The organism is Streptomyces sp. PCS3-D2, assembly GCF_000612545.2.
Classification (GTDB): domain Bacteria; phylum Actinomycetota; class Actinomycetes; order Streptomycetales; family Streptomycetaceae; genus Streptomyces.
Genome location: NZ_CP097800.1, coordinates 5,890,595 through 5,902,364, shown reverse-complemented (window position 1 = coordinate 5,902,364; position 11,770 = coordinate 5,890,595). Strand labels below are relative to the sequence as shown.

The 11,770-nt window shown below is 73.2% G+C and carries 15 protein-coding genes and 1 pseudogene; 5 read left to right on the top strand and 11 right to left on the bottom strand.

The genetic code is table 11. From position 1 onward, the window contains the following. Window positions 1-93 precede the first annotated feature (93 nt). From AW27_RS26260 to AW27_RS26245, 4 genes and pseudogenes are all read right to left on the bottom strand, one after another. On the bottom strand, window positions 94-1,317 hold the full coding sequence (locus tag AW27_RS26260; protein WP_037930224.1) for an amidohydrolase family protein: 1,224 nt from the start codon (window positions 1,315-1,317) through the stop codon (window positions 94-96). Continuing rightward, the gene (locus AW27_RS26255) at window positions 1,314-2,606 is read right to left on the bottom strand and encodes an amidohydrolase family protein (protein WP_037930221.1); all 1,293 of its coding nucleotides are present in this window, start codon (window positions 2,604-2,606) and stop codon (window positions 1,314-1,316) included. Before AW27_RS26255 ends, AW27_RS26260 begins: the two co-directional genes overlap by 4 nt. A gap of 12 nt (window positions 2,607-2,618) precedes the next feature. Then, a pseudogene (locus tag AW27_RS26250) lies at window positions 2,619-3,504 on the bottom strand (SDR family NAD(P)-dependent oxidoreductase). A gap of 1 nt (window position 3,505) precedes the next feature. Then, window positions 3,506-4,303: an acetoacetate decarboxylase family protein gene (locus AW27_RS26245; protein ID WP_037930219.1), complete on the bottom strand. Its 798-nt coding sequence runs from the start codon at window positions 4,301-4,303 to the stop codon at window positions 3,506-3,508. A 113-nt stretch (window positions 4,304-4,416) separates the two neighbouring features. On the opposite strand from AW27_RS26245, the gene AW27_RS26240 reads away from it, so the two are divergent. From AW27_RS26240 to AW27_RS26220, 5 genes are all read left to right on the top strand, one after another. Beyond that, window positions 4,417-5,061: a TetR/AcrR family transcriptional regulator gene (locus AW27_RS26240; protein WP_037930217.1), complete on the top strand. Its 645-nt coding sequence runs from the start codon at window positions 4,417-4,419 to the stop codon at window positions 5,059-5,061. 122 nt (window positions 5,062-5,183) lie between these two features. Further along, entirely contained in the window at window positions 5,184-6,161 is a 978-nt protein-coding gene (locus AW27_RS26235; RefSeq protein ID WP_037930214.1) for a DEDDh family exonuclease, read from the top strand. A gap of 110 nt (window positions 6,162-6,271) precedes the next feature. Then, window positions 6,272-6,505, top strand: coding sequence for a hypothetical protein (locus AW27_RS26230; RefSeq protein ID WP_075972011.1), 234 nt, complete (start codon window positions 6,272-6,274; stop codon window positions 6,503-6,505). 80 nt (window positions 6,506-6,585) lie between these two features. After that, window positions 6,586-7,377 carry an SURF1 family cytochrome oxidase biogenesis protein gene (locus AW27_RS26225; protein WP_037930289.1) on the top strand — a complete coding sequence of 264 codons (792 nt, stop codon included), beginning with the start codon at window positions 6,586-6,588 and terminating at the stop codon, window positions 7,375-7,377. A gap of 10 nt (window positions 7,378-7,387) precedes the next feature. Beyond that, window positions 7,388-8,143, top strand: a complete 756-nt coding sequence (locus AW27_RS26220) for an SDR family oxidoreductase (RefSeq protein WP_037930287.1) — start codon at window positions 7,388-7,390, stop codon at window positions 8,141-8,143. A 47-nt stretch (window positions 8,144-8,190) separates the two neighbouring features. Here the strand turns inward: AW27_RS26220 and amaP are convergent, their stop codons facing one another. From amaP to AW27_RS26185, 7 genes are all read right to left on the bottom strand, one after another. After that, window positions 8,191-8,748, bottom strand: a complete 558-nt coding sequence (gene amaP / locus AW27_RS26215; protein WP_370466572.1) for an alkaline shock response membrane anchor protein AmaP — start codon at window positions 8,746-8,748, stop codon at window positions 8,191-8,193. 5 nt (window positions 8,749-8,753) lie between these two features. Continuing rightward, on the bottom strand, window positions 8,754-9,314 hold the full coding sequence (locus tag AW27_RS26210; RefSeq protein ID WP_052031358.1) for a DUF6286 domain-containing protein: 561 nt from the start codon (window positions 9,312-9,314) through the stop codon (window positions 8,754-8,756). After that, window positions 9,311-9,718 carry an alkaline shock response membrane anchor protein AmaP gene (locus AW27_RS26205; protein WP_236647871.1) on the bottom strand — a complete coding sequence of 136 codons (408 nt, stop codon included), beginning with the start codon at window positions 9,716-9,718 and terminating at the stop codon, window positions 9,311-9,313. Before AW27_RS26205 ends, AW27_RS26210 begins: the two co-directional genes overlap by 4 nt. 6 nt (window positions 9,719-9,724) lie before the next feature. Next, window positions 9,725-9,910 carry a hypothetical protein gene (locus AW27_RS26200; RefSeq protein ID WP_030662934.1) on the bottom strand — a complete coding sequence of 62 codons (186 nt, stop codon included), beginning with the start codon at window positions 9,908-9,910 and terminating at the stop codon, window positions 9,725-9,727. A 17-nt stretch (window positions 9,911-9,927) separates the two neighbouring features. Continuing rightward, complete coding sequence (locus AW27_RS26195) at window positions 9,928-10,353, bottom strand: Asp23/Gls24 family envelope stress response protein (protein WP_106967711.1); 426 nt, start codon at window positions 10,351-10,353, stop codon at window positions 9,928-9,930. 129 nt (window positions 10,354-10,482) lie between these two features. After that, window positions 10,483-11,262, bottom strand: a complete 780-nt coding sequence (locus tag AW27_RS26190; protein ID WP_037930205.1) for an enoyl-CoA hydratase/isomerase family protein — start codon at window positions 11,260-11,262, stop codon at window positions 10,483-10,485. A gap of 159 nt (window positions 11,263-11,421) precedes the next feature. Further along, complete coding sequence (locus AW27_RS26185; RefSeq protein WP_030010789.1) at window positions 11,422-11,643, bottom strand: helix-turn-helix domain-containing protein; 222 nt, start codon at window positions 11,641-11,643, stop codon at window positions 11,422-11,424. Window positions 11,644-11,770 lie beyond the last annotated feature (127 nt).

Here is an 11,770-nt window from a genome sequence, read left to right as displayed (position 1 = left end):
GGTCCTCCCGACCGGCGCCGGGGACGGCGGCGGTCGCCCGCCGGGGCGGCTCGTCCGCCGGAACCGAGCCGCCCCGGCGTGCCGCGCGGGGCGCTACCAGACCCGGACCGAGCCGCCGCGGGCGAAGGCCGGGCTGGTGGCCTCGGGCGGGACGTGCGCCAGGGGTTCGGCGATCTCCGAGACCAGGGGGCCGTGCTGCGCGGCCAGGGCGTCCAGCCGCGTCAGGTCGAAGCCGTACACGCGGGCCGCGTTGCCGCCGGCCATCGCGGCGACCTCGTCCCGCGGGAGGCCCGCGTAGGCGATGCGGAGGCCTTCGCGGGAGAAGGGGGTCGTGCCCTCGTCGTGGGGGTAGTCGCTGCCCCACATGATCTTGTCGAGGCCGATCCGGTCCCGCAGCGGCACCTCGTGGGGACGCATGAAGCTGGCCCCCACGAAGCAGTTGTCCCGCCAGACCTCGCTCGGGCCCCTGCCCATCGCCTCGGCGAGGCCCGCCCCGAACTTGGACTCGGCCGTGGCCGAGGCCGCGACCAGGCGGCCGTGGTAGTAGTCCAGCATCTCCAGCACGCCGGGGATCCAGCCGGAGCCCTGCTCGGTCAGGACCAGTCTGAGGCCCGGATGGCGTCGAAACGCCCCGCCGAAGACGAGGTGCCACAGGGCGCGGTGCGAGAACCAGGTGGTCTCCACCATGAAGACGGCCCGGGCCGCCGGTTCGTCGCCGAGCGGCGGCGAGGCCGAGCCGCCGTGGTGGTTGACCGGGACGTCCAGCTCGTCGCACACCGCCCAGAGGGGGTCGTAGACCTCCGAGTACAGCTCGGGGACCGTGGAACCGGGCGGTACGCCGGGCAGCAGGATGCCGCCCGTCAGGCCTGCCTCCTTCGTGCGGCGGACCTCCCGCACCGCCGCGTCCACGTCGTTGAGGAGGATCTGCGCGACGCCCGCCCGCCGGCCCGGGGCGTCCGCGCAGAAGTCCGCCAGCCAGCGGTTGTGGGCCTGCAGGCCGGCCCAGCGCATCGCGTACTCCGCGGCCGTCGGCGGCTGCGCCATCAGGGAGGCCTTGGGGAAGAACGGCGGGATGGTGTTGGGGAAGACGACCTCGGCGACGATGCCGTCGGCCTCCAGCTCCGCCAGGCGCCGCGCCGAGTTCCAGTTGCGGTCCGCGGTGTCCGCGAGGAGGTCCTCGTACGGGTTCACGTAGCCGGCGGCCCAGGCGTCGAAGTCGTCGTGGTGGCGCTTCTCCAGGTACGGCTTGTAGTCCAGGAGGTCGGCGCCCGCGTGGCAGTCCGCCGAGATCACCGTGTAGCGGTCGCCGCCGGTCACTGCGCGACCCCCAGTACCGGGAAGTCGTGGCCGGTCAGCCAGTGCCGGCCCACCTCGCGCGAGCGCGCCCAGGAGGCCGTCACCGCCGCCTGGTCCGGGGACTGGCCCAGCTCGGCCGGGGTGGGGCCGATCCGGCGGGCGAGCGGGGCCAGCTTCGCGGTGTCGAAGCCGAAGACCTCCGCCGCTGCGAGGCCGAGGATCCGGCGGCTCTCGTCGACGGGGATGTCGTGGAAGGTGTTCTTCAGCCAGGTCCGGGTGTTCGGCCAGGTGCCCTCGGGGTGCGGGAAGTCCGAACCCCACAGGATGTTGTCCACGCCGATCTCGTAGCGCTGGGCCAGTTCCCGCCGCTTGGTGTTCGTCGCGCAGACGAACACCTGGCGGTCCAGGTACTCGCTCGGCGGCCGCTTCAGCTCCTCGAAGGGCGAGAGCTTCTTGCCGCCGTGCGCGCCGAGGTAGAGCCGGTCCATGAACCACAGCTGGTTCGGCAGCCACCAGCAGCCCGACTCGGCGACGCCGAACCTCAGGCCCGGGTGCCGCTCGAACACCCCCGACCAGAGCAGGAACCAGAGCGGGCGGGCCGGCCACCAGGTGACCTCGGAGACGAAGATGCCCAGGTGGTCGCCGTACTCGTGGCGCGGCGAGGCCCCGGAATGGGTGACGATGGGCATCCGCGTCTCGGCCGCCGCCGCCCAGACGGGGTCGTAGCGGCGGTCGTGGTAGGGCGCCTGGTCCACCCACATGGCGGGGATCATCAGCGCGCCCAGCCCGGACTCCTTGGCCCGGTGCACCTCGGCGACGACCTTGTCCGGATCGCCCGTGACGGGCAGCAGGGCGACACCGCAATGGCGTTCCGGGGTCTGCGAGACGAACTCGGCCAGCCAGCGGTTGTGCGCCTGCGCGCCCGCCATACCGAGCTCGGGGTCCTGGTCGCCGGAGAGCCCGAGGCCCACTCCGAAGGGGGCCGCGGTCTGGCTGTCGACGGCGTCCGCGTCGGGGAAGACGACCTCACCGGCCACGCCGTCGCCGTCGAGCTCCTTGAGCCGCTGACCGGTGTCCCAGCCGCCCCGCAGCCCTTCCTCGTGGTCGTGGAACCACTTCTCGGCGAAGGCCTCGTTGCGGATGCCCAGCCGGGTGGCCTCGGCGCGGCGGGCGTCGCGCTGGCCGAGGAACTCGTCGAACCGGCGGTGGTGACGGGAGTCGAGATAGGGGCGGTACTGCTCGGTGGGCAGGCCCGCGTGGCAGTCGGAGGAGATGATCAGGTACGGGTCCTCGTACGGTGTGTCACTCACTGCGGTCGCTCCTCAGTCGAGGATGAAGCTCTCCAGGTAGGCGGGGTCGGCGCGGTCGAGCATCGACTGCGACCGAGCGCGGATCTGCCGGTCGCTGTGCTCGCTCGGCGGACAGCATCCAGAAGCGGCCGGCGCGGATGCCGTCGACGACGTGCTCCGCGACCTCCTCGACCGGGGTGAAGTCCACCTCGCGGCCGGCCTGCTTCATCGCGGCCTCGTACTGGTCGAGGCTGCGGTACGGGGTCCGGCGCGGGCGCTGCTTGGCGTACCGCTCGGGCCGGTTGCGGTGGGACTCCCACAGTCCGGTGCGCAGCATGTGCGGGCCGGGGAAGAGCACGGAGGCGCCGACCGACGCGCCTTCCGCCTTGAGGTGCGCGTAGAGGGACTCGGTCATGGTGACCACGGCGGCCTTGGTGACGGCGTACACGGAGGCGGTGGGCAGCGGGGCGATGCCGCCGTCACCGGAGGAGGTGTTGACGACGTGGCCGGGGGCGCCGCCGGCGATCATGCGGGGGACGAAGGCCTGGATGCCGTGGAAGACGCCCCACACGTTGACGGAGAAGGCCCACTTCCAGTCGTTGGGCTCGTGTTCCCACATCCGGCCCTCCGCGCCGGAGCCGACGCCCGCGTTGTTGCACAGGACGTGGACGGCGCCGAAGGCGTCGTAGGCCGCGTCGGCAAGGGCGAGCACGGACTCGCGGTCGCCGACGTCGACGGCCCGGGCGAGCACCTGCGCACCGTCCGCGGTGAGTTCGCCGGCGGCCTTGCGCAGGGCGCCCTCCTCGACGTCGGCGAGGACCACCTGCAGCCCCTCGGCGGCGAAGCGGCGGGCCATGGCGAGGCCGATGCCGCTCGCCGCGCCGGTGACGACGGCCGTCTGTCCCGGTTCGAGCCGCATCTCACAGGCTCCCTTCCGGCGGGCCGTCGAGGAGCTGGAGGGGGTCGTCGTAGCGCTGGTGGACGTACGGGAGCAGGGACCGGGCACTGACCCGCTCGACGACCCGGCCCCTCTGGTCGGTGGTCTTCTCGCCGATGGTGATCTCCACGATCCGGCGGACCGGGAGGTCGGCGACCGGATCGAACATCGACTCGCGCAGGACGACGTCACCGGTGACGTGCTCCAGCCTGCGGACCTTCTCGTTGCGCACGCAGTGCACCAGGACCGGGTCCCCGTCGAAGCCCGAACCGTCCACGGAAGGAAGGAACTTGAAGTAGAAGTCGGTCTTCCGGGTGGGCTCGGGCAGTGGGAGCGGGCGGTCCACGGCGCCGCGCACCTCGACGAAGGCGATCCCGTGCCGGGCGAGGGCTGCGCGTACGACGAGGCCGTCCCGCTCGACGGTGACCTCGCCCAGCTTCTTCGGTTCGCCGAAGACCTCGCGGCCGCCGGTCAGGGCGCGCTCGTGGGTCATCGGCATGACCAGGGGGTACCAGCCCTCCACGCCGTCGTGCCGGGCGGCGACGGCCACCGAGCCGGCGCCGAGCGGGTAGCCGGGCAGGTCGACCTTGCTGATGTTCGCCCGCACCAGGGCCTGTCCGGTCGGCTTGAGCGGCGGCGGCAGGACCGCGGCGACCACGTCGGGATCGGTCTCCCAGACGGCCACCACGCCGGTGGACCAGATGTCGGGGAGCCGGGAACTCTTCTCGCGCGACGCGGCGATCTCGACCTCGGTGCGCGCTCCGTACCGTACGCGTGCCATCTCTCGCACCACCTCTCGGTTCGGTTCTGTAACACAGTTACACCGCTGCCGATGAAGGGTAAAGACCCGTGCACACCAGAACTGACGCGGCAACAGATCGGGGGACGGCTGCCATGGCAAGATCCTCGCTGACCCGTGACGAGGTGCTCGACGCCGCCGCGTCCCTGGTTCGACGACGCGGTCCGGCCGCCCTCACGATGCGGGGACTCGCCGCCGAGCTGGGCACCGCCGTGACGTCGATCTACTGGCACGTCGGCAACCGCGAATCGCTGCTCGACGCCCTCGTGGAGCGGACGGTTCAGGAGATGGGCGCAATCCTCCCGGCCGGCCGCACCCCGGCCGAGCGGATGGTCTCGGTGGCCCGGATCCTGCGCCGCGAACTGCGCGAGCGCCCGCACCTCATCGCGATGGTCCACGAACGCGGCCTCACGGAGCGGATGTTCCTGCCCGCCCAGCAGGCCCTCGTCCGCGAGGTGCACGCCGCGGGCCTGCACGGCGCCCGGGCGGCCGACGCGGTGCGCGCCGTGCAGTTCCAGATCGTCGGGTTCCTGCTCGTGGAGCGCAACCGTGAACGCGCCCCCGCCCAGTCCCCGGCCGAGAGCGAGCTCTGGGACCCGGCCACGGCCTCCCACGACCCCGCCCTGGCCCGCGCGCTGGCCCGGCCCGCGGATCCGGAGCGGCTCTTCCTGCTGTCCGTGCGGGCCCTGGTGACCGCCCTGCTGATGGCGCCGCCGCAGGACCGCAGGAGCGGTCCGTGAGCCGGTTTGCGCCGGGACCCGTTGACGGCTGCGGGCTCGAACAGCTGGCCGCCGCGGACCTGGTCTCGGCCCTGGGCTGACCCAGGGTGGGGCTGCGGTGTCGGTCCGTGCCGATATCCTCTGTGACCATGCTCGACGACCGTACGACCGCAGAGACGACGTGGCCGACCGCCTACCCACAGGGGTACGCGGTCGTCGACGTGGAGACCACCGGGCTCGCTCGCGACGACCGGATAGTCTCCGCGGCCGTCTACCGGCTCGACGCCCAGGGCAACGTGGAGGACCACTGGTACACCTTGGTCAACCCGCAGCGGGACCCGGGGCCGGTGTGGATCCACGGTCTGACGAGCGACGTGCTCGACGGGGCGCCGCTCTTCCGGGATGTCGCCGAGGAGCTCGCCGACCGGCTCGCGGACCGGGTGCTGGTGGCGCACAACGCCATCTTCGACTGGCAGATGATCGCCCGGGAGTACGCGCGCGCCGAGGCTGCCGCGCCGGTCCGTCAGCGGTTGTGCACCATCGCCCTGTCGAAGGAGCTGGACCTCCCGCTGCCCAACCACAAGCTGGAGTCGCTCGCCGCGCACTTCGGCGTGGTCCAGCAGCGCGCGCACCACGCCCTCGACGACGCCCGGGTGCTGGCGGAGGCCTTCCGTCCGTCGCTGCACGCCGCGGCGCGGGGCGGCGTACGGCTGCCCCTGCTGGAGTGCCGGCCGCTGACCGAGTGGTCGGACTCGGCCGCCACCCCCCGCGTGGGCCACCAGACGTCCTACCGGGGAAGCAGCTGGCGGCCCTCGCGCAGGCGGCCGCCGTGCCCGCACCCCAACCCGGGGCGGTTCGAGGACGGCAAGCCGCTGAAGCAGGGCATGCGGATCGCCTTCTCCGGTGACACCTCGGTGGAGCGGGAGCTGCTGGAGGACCGGACGGTCGAGGCGGGCCTGCACGTCGCGACGAGCGTGTCGCGGCTCACCAGCCTCCTGGTGACGAACGACCCCGACTCGGCGACCTCGAAGACGGTCAAGGCGAAGTCGTTCGGCACCCCGGTGGTCGACGAGGCCGCCTTCACGCAGCTGCTGCGGGACGTGGCCCCGGCCGGGGAATGACCGGGCGGTGAGCGGACCGGCCGAGGCCTGTTGGGCCGGCCGGGTGTCCGCGCGGCGACTCACCAGGGTGGATCTTGTTCCACCGCTGCGCCGTGCGCACCATGCGGCGCATGGCACGTTGTGAGGTCTGCGGAAACGATTACGGCATGTCCTTCGAGGTGCACGCGCAGGGCGCCGTGCACGTCTTCGACTGCTTCTCCTGCGCCATCCACCGCATGGCGCCCATCTGCGAGCACTGCCGGGTCCAGATCATCGGACAGGGCGTCGAGGTCGAGGGCCAGTGGTTCTGCGGAGGGCACTGCGCCCGTGCGGAAGGGAAGGTGGGCATCGTCGACCACGTCTGAGCGCCGCTCCGCCTCCTGCCGCGACCCCGGAAGGCCACCCGGCCGCCGGGGTCACCGTCCGCCGGGGTACCGTCGTGGGCGTGTACCGCTTTGTGCTGACCCGGCAGTGGGTGTGCCTCACCCTCATCGCCCTCGTCCTCATCCCCGTGATGATCAAGCTCGGGTTCTGGCAGTACCACCGCCATGTGCACCGGGTCGCACAGAACCAACTGATCGAGGCGAACCTGCGGGCGGAGCCGGTCCCGGTGGCGGAGGTCACCTCCCCCGGACACAAGGTTCCCCGCGCCGACTTCTGGCGCGCGGTCACCGCCACCGGCACGTACGACTCCGCGCACGAGGTGGTCGTACGGATGCGGACCTCGAACGACGACAGGGTCGGCTTCCACGTCCTGACCCCGCTCGTCCTCGCCGACGGCCGGGTGGTGCTGGTCAACCGCGGCTGGGTGGCGGGCGGGGACGACCCGCGCGCCTACCCACCGGTGCCGGCCGCGCCCGCGGGCGAGGTCACGGTCACCGGCCGGCTGAAGGCCGACGAGACGAGCGGCGGCAGCGGCATCAAGGACCGCAAGGGCCTGCCCGACCGGCAGGTGATGCTCATCAACAGCGAGCAGCAGGCCGAGTCCCTGGGCCGGCCCGTGCTCGGCGGGTACCTGGAGCTGACCGATCCGGCTCCGGCGGAGGGCGGCCCCGAGACCGTCGCCGACCCCGACCACGACTCGATCGGCGCGCACATGGCCTACGCGGTCCAGTGGTGGCTGTTCGCCTCCGCGGTACCGGTGGGCTGGCTGGTCCTCGTACGGCGCGAGAGGCGCGATCGCGAGGAGGCCGCGGCCCGGGCCGAAGCCGCCGAACAGGAGCCCGCGACGGCGTAGCGTGTCGGGCATGGATCTTGGACTGAAAGACCGTGTCTACATCGTCACCGGGGCCACGCGCGGCCTCGGCTTCGCCTCCGCCCGGGAACTGGTCGCCGACGGCGCGAAGGTCCTCGTGACGGGTCGCGACGAGAAGCGGACGGCCGAAGCCGCCGCGGAACTCGGCCCCAATGCCGTGGGAGCGGCCGCGGACAACGCGGATCCGGCGGCGGCCGGGCGGCTCATCGCCACCGCGCGCGAGCGCTTCGGCCGTTTCGACGGCATCCTCATCAGCGTCGGCGGGCCCGTGCCGGGCTTCGCCGTCGACAGCACCGACGCGCAGTGGTCGGACGCCTTCGAATCGGTCTTCCTCGGTGCGGTGCGCCTCGCCCGGGCGTCCGCCGCGGTGCTGGGCGAGGGCGGGGTCATCGGCTTCGTCCTGTCGGGCTCGGTCCACGAGCCGATTCCCGGCCTGACCATCTCCAACGGCCTGCGCCCCGGTCTGGCCGGCTTCGCCAAGTCCCTCTCGGTGGAGCTCGGTCCGCGCGGCATCCGCGTCGTCGGCCTCCTGCCGGCCCGCATCGACACCGACCGGGTGCGGGAGCTCGACGCGCTGTCGGGCGACGCCGCCGCCTCCCGCGCGAGCAACGAGTCCCGTATCCCGCTGCGCCGCTACGGCTCCCCGCAGGAATTCGGCCGCACGGCCGCGTTCCTGCTGTCGCCGGCCGCCTCGTACCTGACGGGTGTGATGCTCCCGGTCGACGGCGGCTCCCGGCACGGCTTCTGACCGCACGTCGCCACCCCCGCCCGGCGCACAGCGGGCCCGGCGCACCCTCAGCTGACGCGCCGGGCCCGGTGCGACGTCACCCGGAAGCGGGCCTCCGCCGGCAGTTCCGCCAGGCCCGCCGAGGTCCGGGCGTGGGTGAGGACCGGTCCGGCCAGCCCCGCCAGGGCGTCCGCGGGGACCGCGTGGGGCTCCAGCTCGACCGCCACCCGCAGGGCGGGCGCCCCGCGCCGCCCGCGCAGGACGACCCGGCAGCCGGCGACCCCGTCCAGGGCGCGGGCCTCCGCGGCGACGGCGTCGGACAGGGCGCGCCCGCGCAGCACGGCGAAGGCGCCGTCCCCGGTGTCCACGGCGACCTCCCGCAGCCTCGATCGCCGCAGCTGCGACAGCAGCCACCACAGTGCCAGCACCAGGCACAGGGCGAGGACCGCGCACAGCGCCCACCAGGCCCAGCCCTCGGCGTGCAGGTACCGGTGCCGATCCTCGGCGCTCAGCAGCGGCGCCGTACGGCCCCGCAGCGGGCGCACCCCCGTCAGCAGCACGATCCCGGCCGCCAGCAGGACGGCTCCGGCCACCGCCAGCAGGATCCGGTTCACCGTACCGAGCACCCCGCTCACCTCCTGACCCGTACGCGCCGCCGCGGCGGGTGCACCAGGCCCAGCTCTTCGATGCCGACGGCCAGTACCGCGTCGAGGTCGGCCCGCACCTCGTCCAGCTCGCGGAAGTGCGACCTGGCCCGCACCCGGACGCGGGAGCGGCCCACCCGGACCCGCGCCGACCGCACGCCCGGCACTTCCATGGCCCGGTCCCGCAGGACCTGGGCCGCGTCCCGCCGGCCGATGCCGGCGCGCAGGGGCGGGCCCGCGCCCGCTACCGCGTCCCCGCTCGGGTCGGGGCCCAGCATGGGCAGGATCCTGCGGACCCCGGGAGTGACGGCCAACAGCAGGAGTACCGCCCCGACCAGGGCCAGCGCCCCACCGGCCAGCTGTACGGGCAGGTCCGCCGGGGTGTGGACCTCCAGCTGGTGGGCGAGCTCGCGGCGCCAGGCCATGGCGGGCCGGTCGGCCCGTACGGCGGCCAGGTCGTACAGGAAGAGGCCCGCCACCGCGAGCACGAGCAGGGCGACGAGTGCGGCGGGGATGCGGCGGGCGGATCTGAACCGGGTGGCCGTCACCGCAGCCGCCGGTCCCGCCCGGCGGCGGTTCGGGTGTGCGCCGAGTGCAGGCGCTCGATGTCGATGTCGACCTCGGGTACGGACATCTGCGCACACTCCTCGACACGGCGGGTGACCCGGCTGCGCACGGCCGCGCACTGGGCGGCGAGGTCACCGGGGTAGTCGAGCTCCAGGCTGATCCTGACCCGGGCGATGTCGTGGTGCACGGTGACGGTGGCCTGCGGGGGCGCGCCGGAGCCGGTGGCGACCGCTTCCCGGGCGGCCTGTGCGGCGATCTTGGCGACGACCCGGTCGGCGATCCGGGTGGCCCCGCGGTCGGCGGCGGCCACCGCGTGCGGGGTGGCCCGTGCGGTGCTCCGCGGCGCTGCGGGGCCCGGCGGCGCGTCCTGCGGCGGGGTGTCCATCGCGCCTCACCTGCGCCGGTCGTCGCGGCGGCGGAACAGGTCCCCGGGATCCAGGTCCCCGTCGAGGAAGCGGCCGGCGACGAAGCCCACGGCTCCGAGGGCCGCCACCAGCAGGAAGGCGCCGAATCCACCGAAATAGCCGGCGAACCCCAGGGCCATGCCGGCCAACATGCCGGCGACCGCCATACTCATGTACGGGCTCCTCTCGGCTACTGGAGTCGGGGCTCCGGCTCCTCGTCGGGCTCGTCGGGCAGTTTGACGTCGCTCACGGCGATGTTGACCTCGACGACCTCCAGGCCCGTCATCCGCTCGACCGCGGAGACGACGTTCTCACGGACCGCCCGGGCCACGTCACGGATCGACACGCCGTAGTCGACGACGATCTCCAGGTCGAGGGCGGTCTGGACCTCGCCGACCTCGGCCTTGACCCCGCGGCTGACCGCTGCCTTCCCGCCACCGGGAACCCGGTCCCGGACGGCGCCGAAGGTGCGGGAGAGGCCGCTGCCCAGGGCGTGCACGCCGACCACTTCACGGGCGGCCAGTCCGGCGATCTTCTCGACCACCCCGTCCGCGATGGTCGTGCGCCCCCGGTCGCCGGGAGCCTTGTGGGAGCCCCCTGATGCGTTTTCGGTCATCGCGTGTCCCTCCACGTGTACGGACTCACTCCGCTCCACGGTAGGCGCCCGGGCGCCCGGACGCCCCGGGACTACGCCGGTCGGCGTCGTCCCGGGGCGGTTTCCGGTCCGGGGGCGGCGCGCGACGGGTCAGTCCGAGAGGCCCGCCAGGTCCCGCAGGCGACGCGCCTGGGCGGCGCGCTCAGCGGCGCGCTGCTCGTCGTACGGGCGGGCCAGCGCCCCGCGCAGCAGGGTCTTGGTCTCGATCACGGCGTCCCGGGGCGGGGCGAGCAGGGCGGCGCTCAGGTCGCGGACGGCGGCGTCGAGCTCGCCCGCCGGGACCACCAGGTTGGCGAGGCCGACGCGCTCCGCCTCTTCGGCGTGCACGAAGCGGCCCGTCGCGCAGATCTCCAGCGCGCGGGCGTAGCCGACCAGGGAGGCCAGCGGCTGGGTGCCGGCCAGGTCGGGGACCAGGCCCAGGCTCGTCTCGCGCATGGCGAACTGCACGTCGTCGGCTACCACGCGCAGATCACACGCGAGCGCGAGCTGGAAGCCGGCGCCGATCGCGTGCCCCTGCACGGCGGCGACGGAGATGATGTCGTTACGCCTCCACCAGGTGAACGCCTCCTGGTACTCGGAGATCGTGGCGTCGAGCAGTTCCTCGGAACCGCGCGCCAGGTCGAGGAAGGACGGCTCGCCCTCGAAGCCTTCGGGGGTGAACGCCTGCCGGTCGAGCCCGGCGGAGAAGGACTTGCCCTCGCCGCGCAGCACGACGACCCGGACAGTACCCGGCAACGACCTGCCCGCCTCGGCCAAAGCCCGCCAGAGCGCGGGGGATTGGGCGTTTCGCTTGGCCGGATTGGTCAGTGTCACCGTGGCGACCGTGTCGTCGACGGTGAGTCGTACGCCGTCCTTGTCGAGCAGAGCCATCCGTATGCCTCCGGTGTGCAGTCGGCCGCAAGCCCGGCCTAAGTGACTGCACAGTAACCACCCAGTCGACCGGAGGGCCGACCGGGGGTCACCGAAGGGGACGTCGGTTCATGTGTGAGCCTTGAAGCCGTTGGAGCGTCTGGATCCGATGGACCGGGGTCAGGCCGTAGCGGCCTTCTTGCCACGTGTCGCGCCACCGCGGCCACGCAGCGAGACCCCGGACTCACTGAGCATCCGGTGCACGAATCCGTAGGACCGGCCGGTCTCTTCGGCCAGCGCCCGGATACTCGCACCGGAGTCGTACTTCTTCTTCAGGTCTGCCGCGAGCTTGTCGCGCGCGGCGCCGGTAACCCGGCTGCCCTTCTTCAGAGTCTCGGCCACCCGTGCCTCCTCATGGGAAGTGCGCTCTGGACTTCTCATGATCACCCCTCCCCGGCTTCCTGGCCACCCATTCAGCAAGGTCGGTACGGCGGCATTTCCCGCGCGGTGGACACCCGAGCAGACCGGA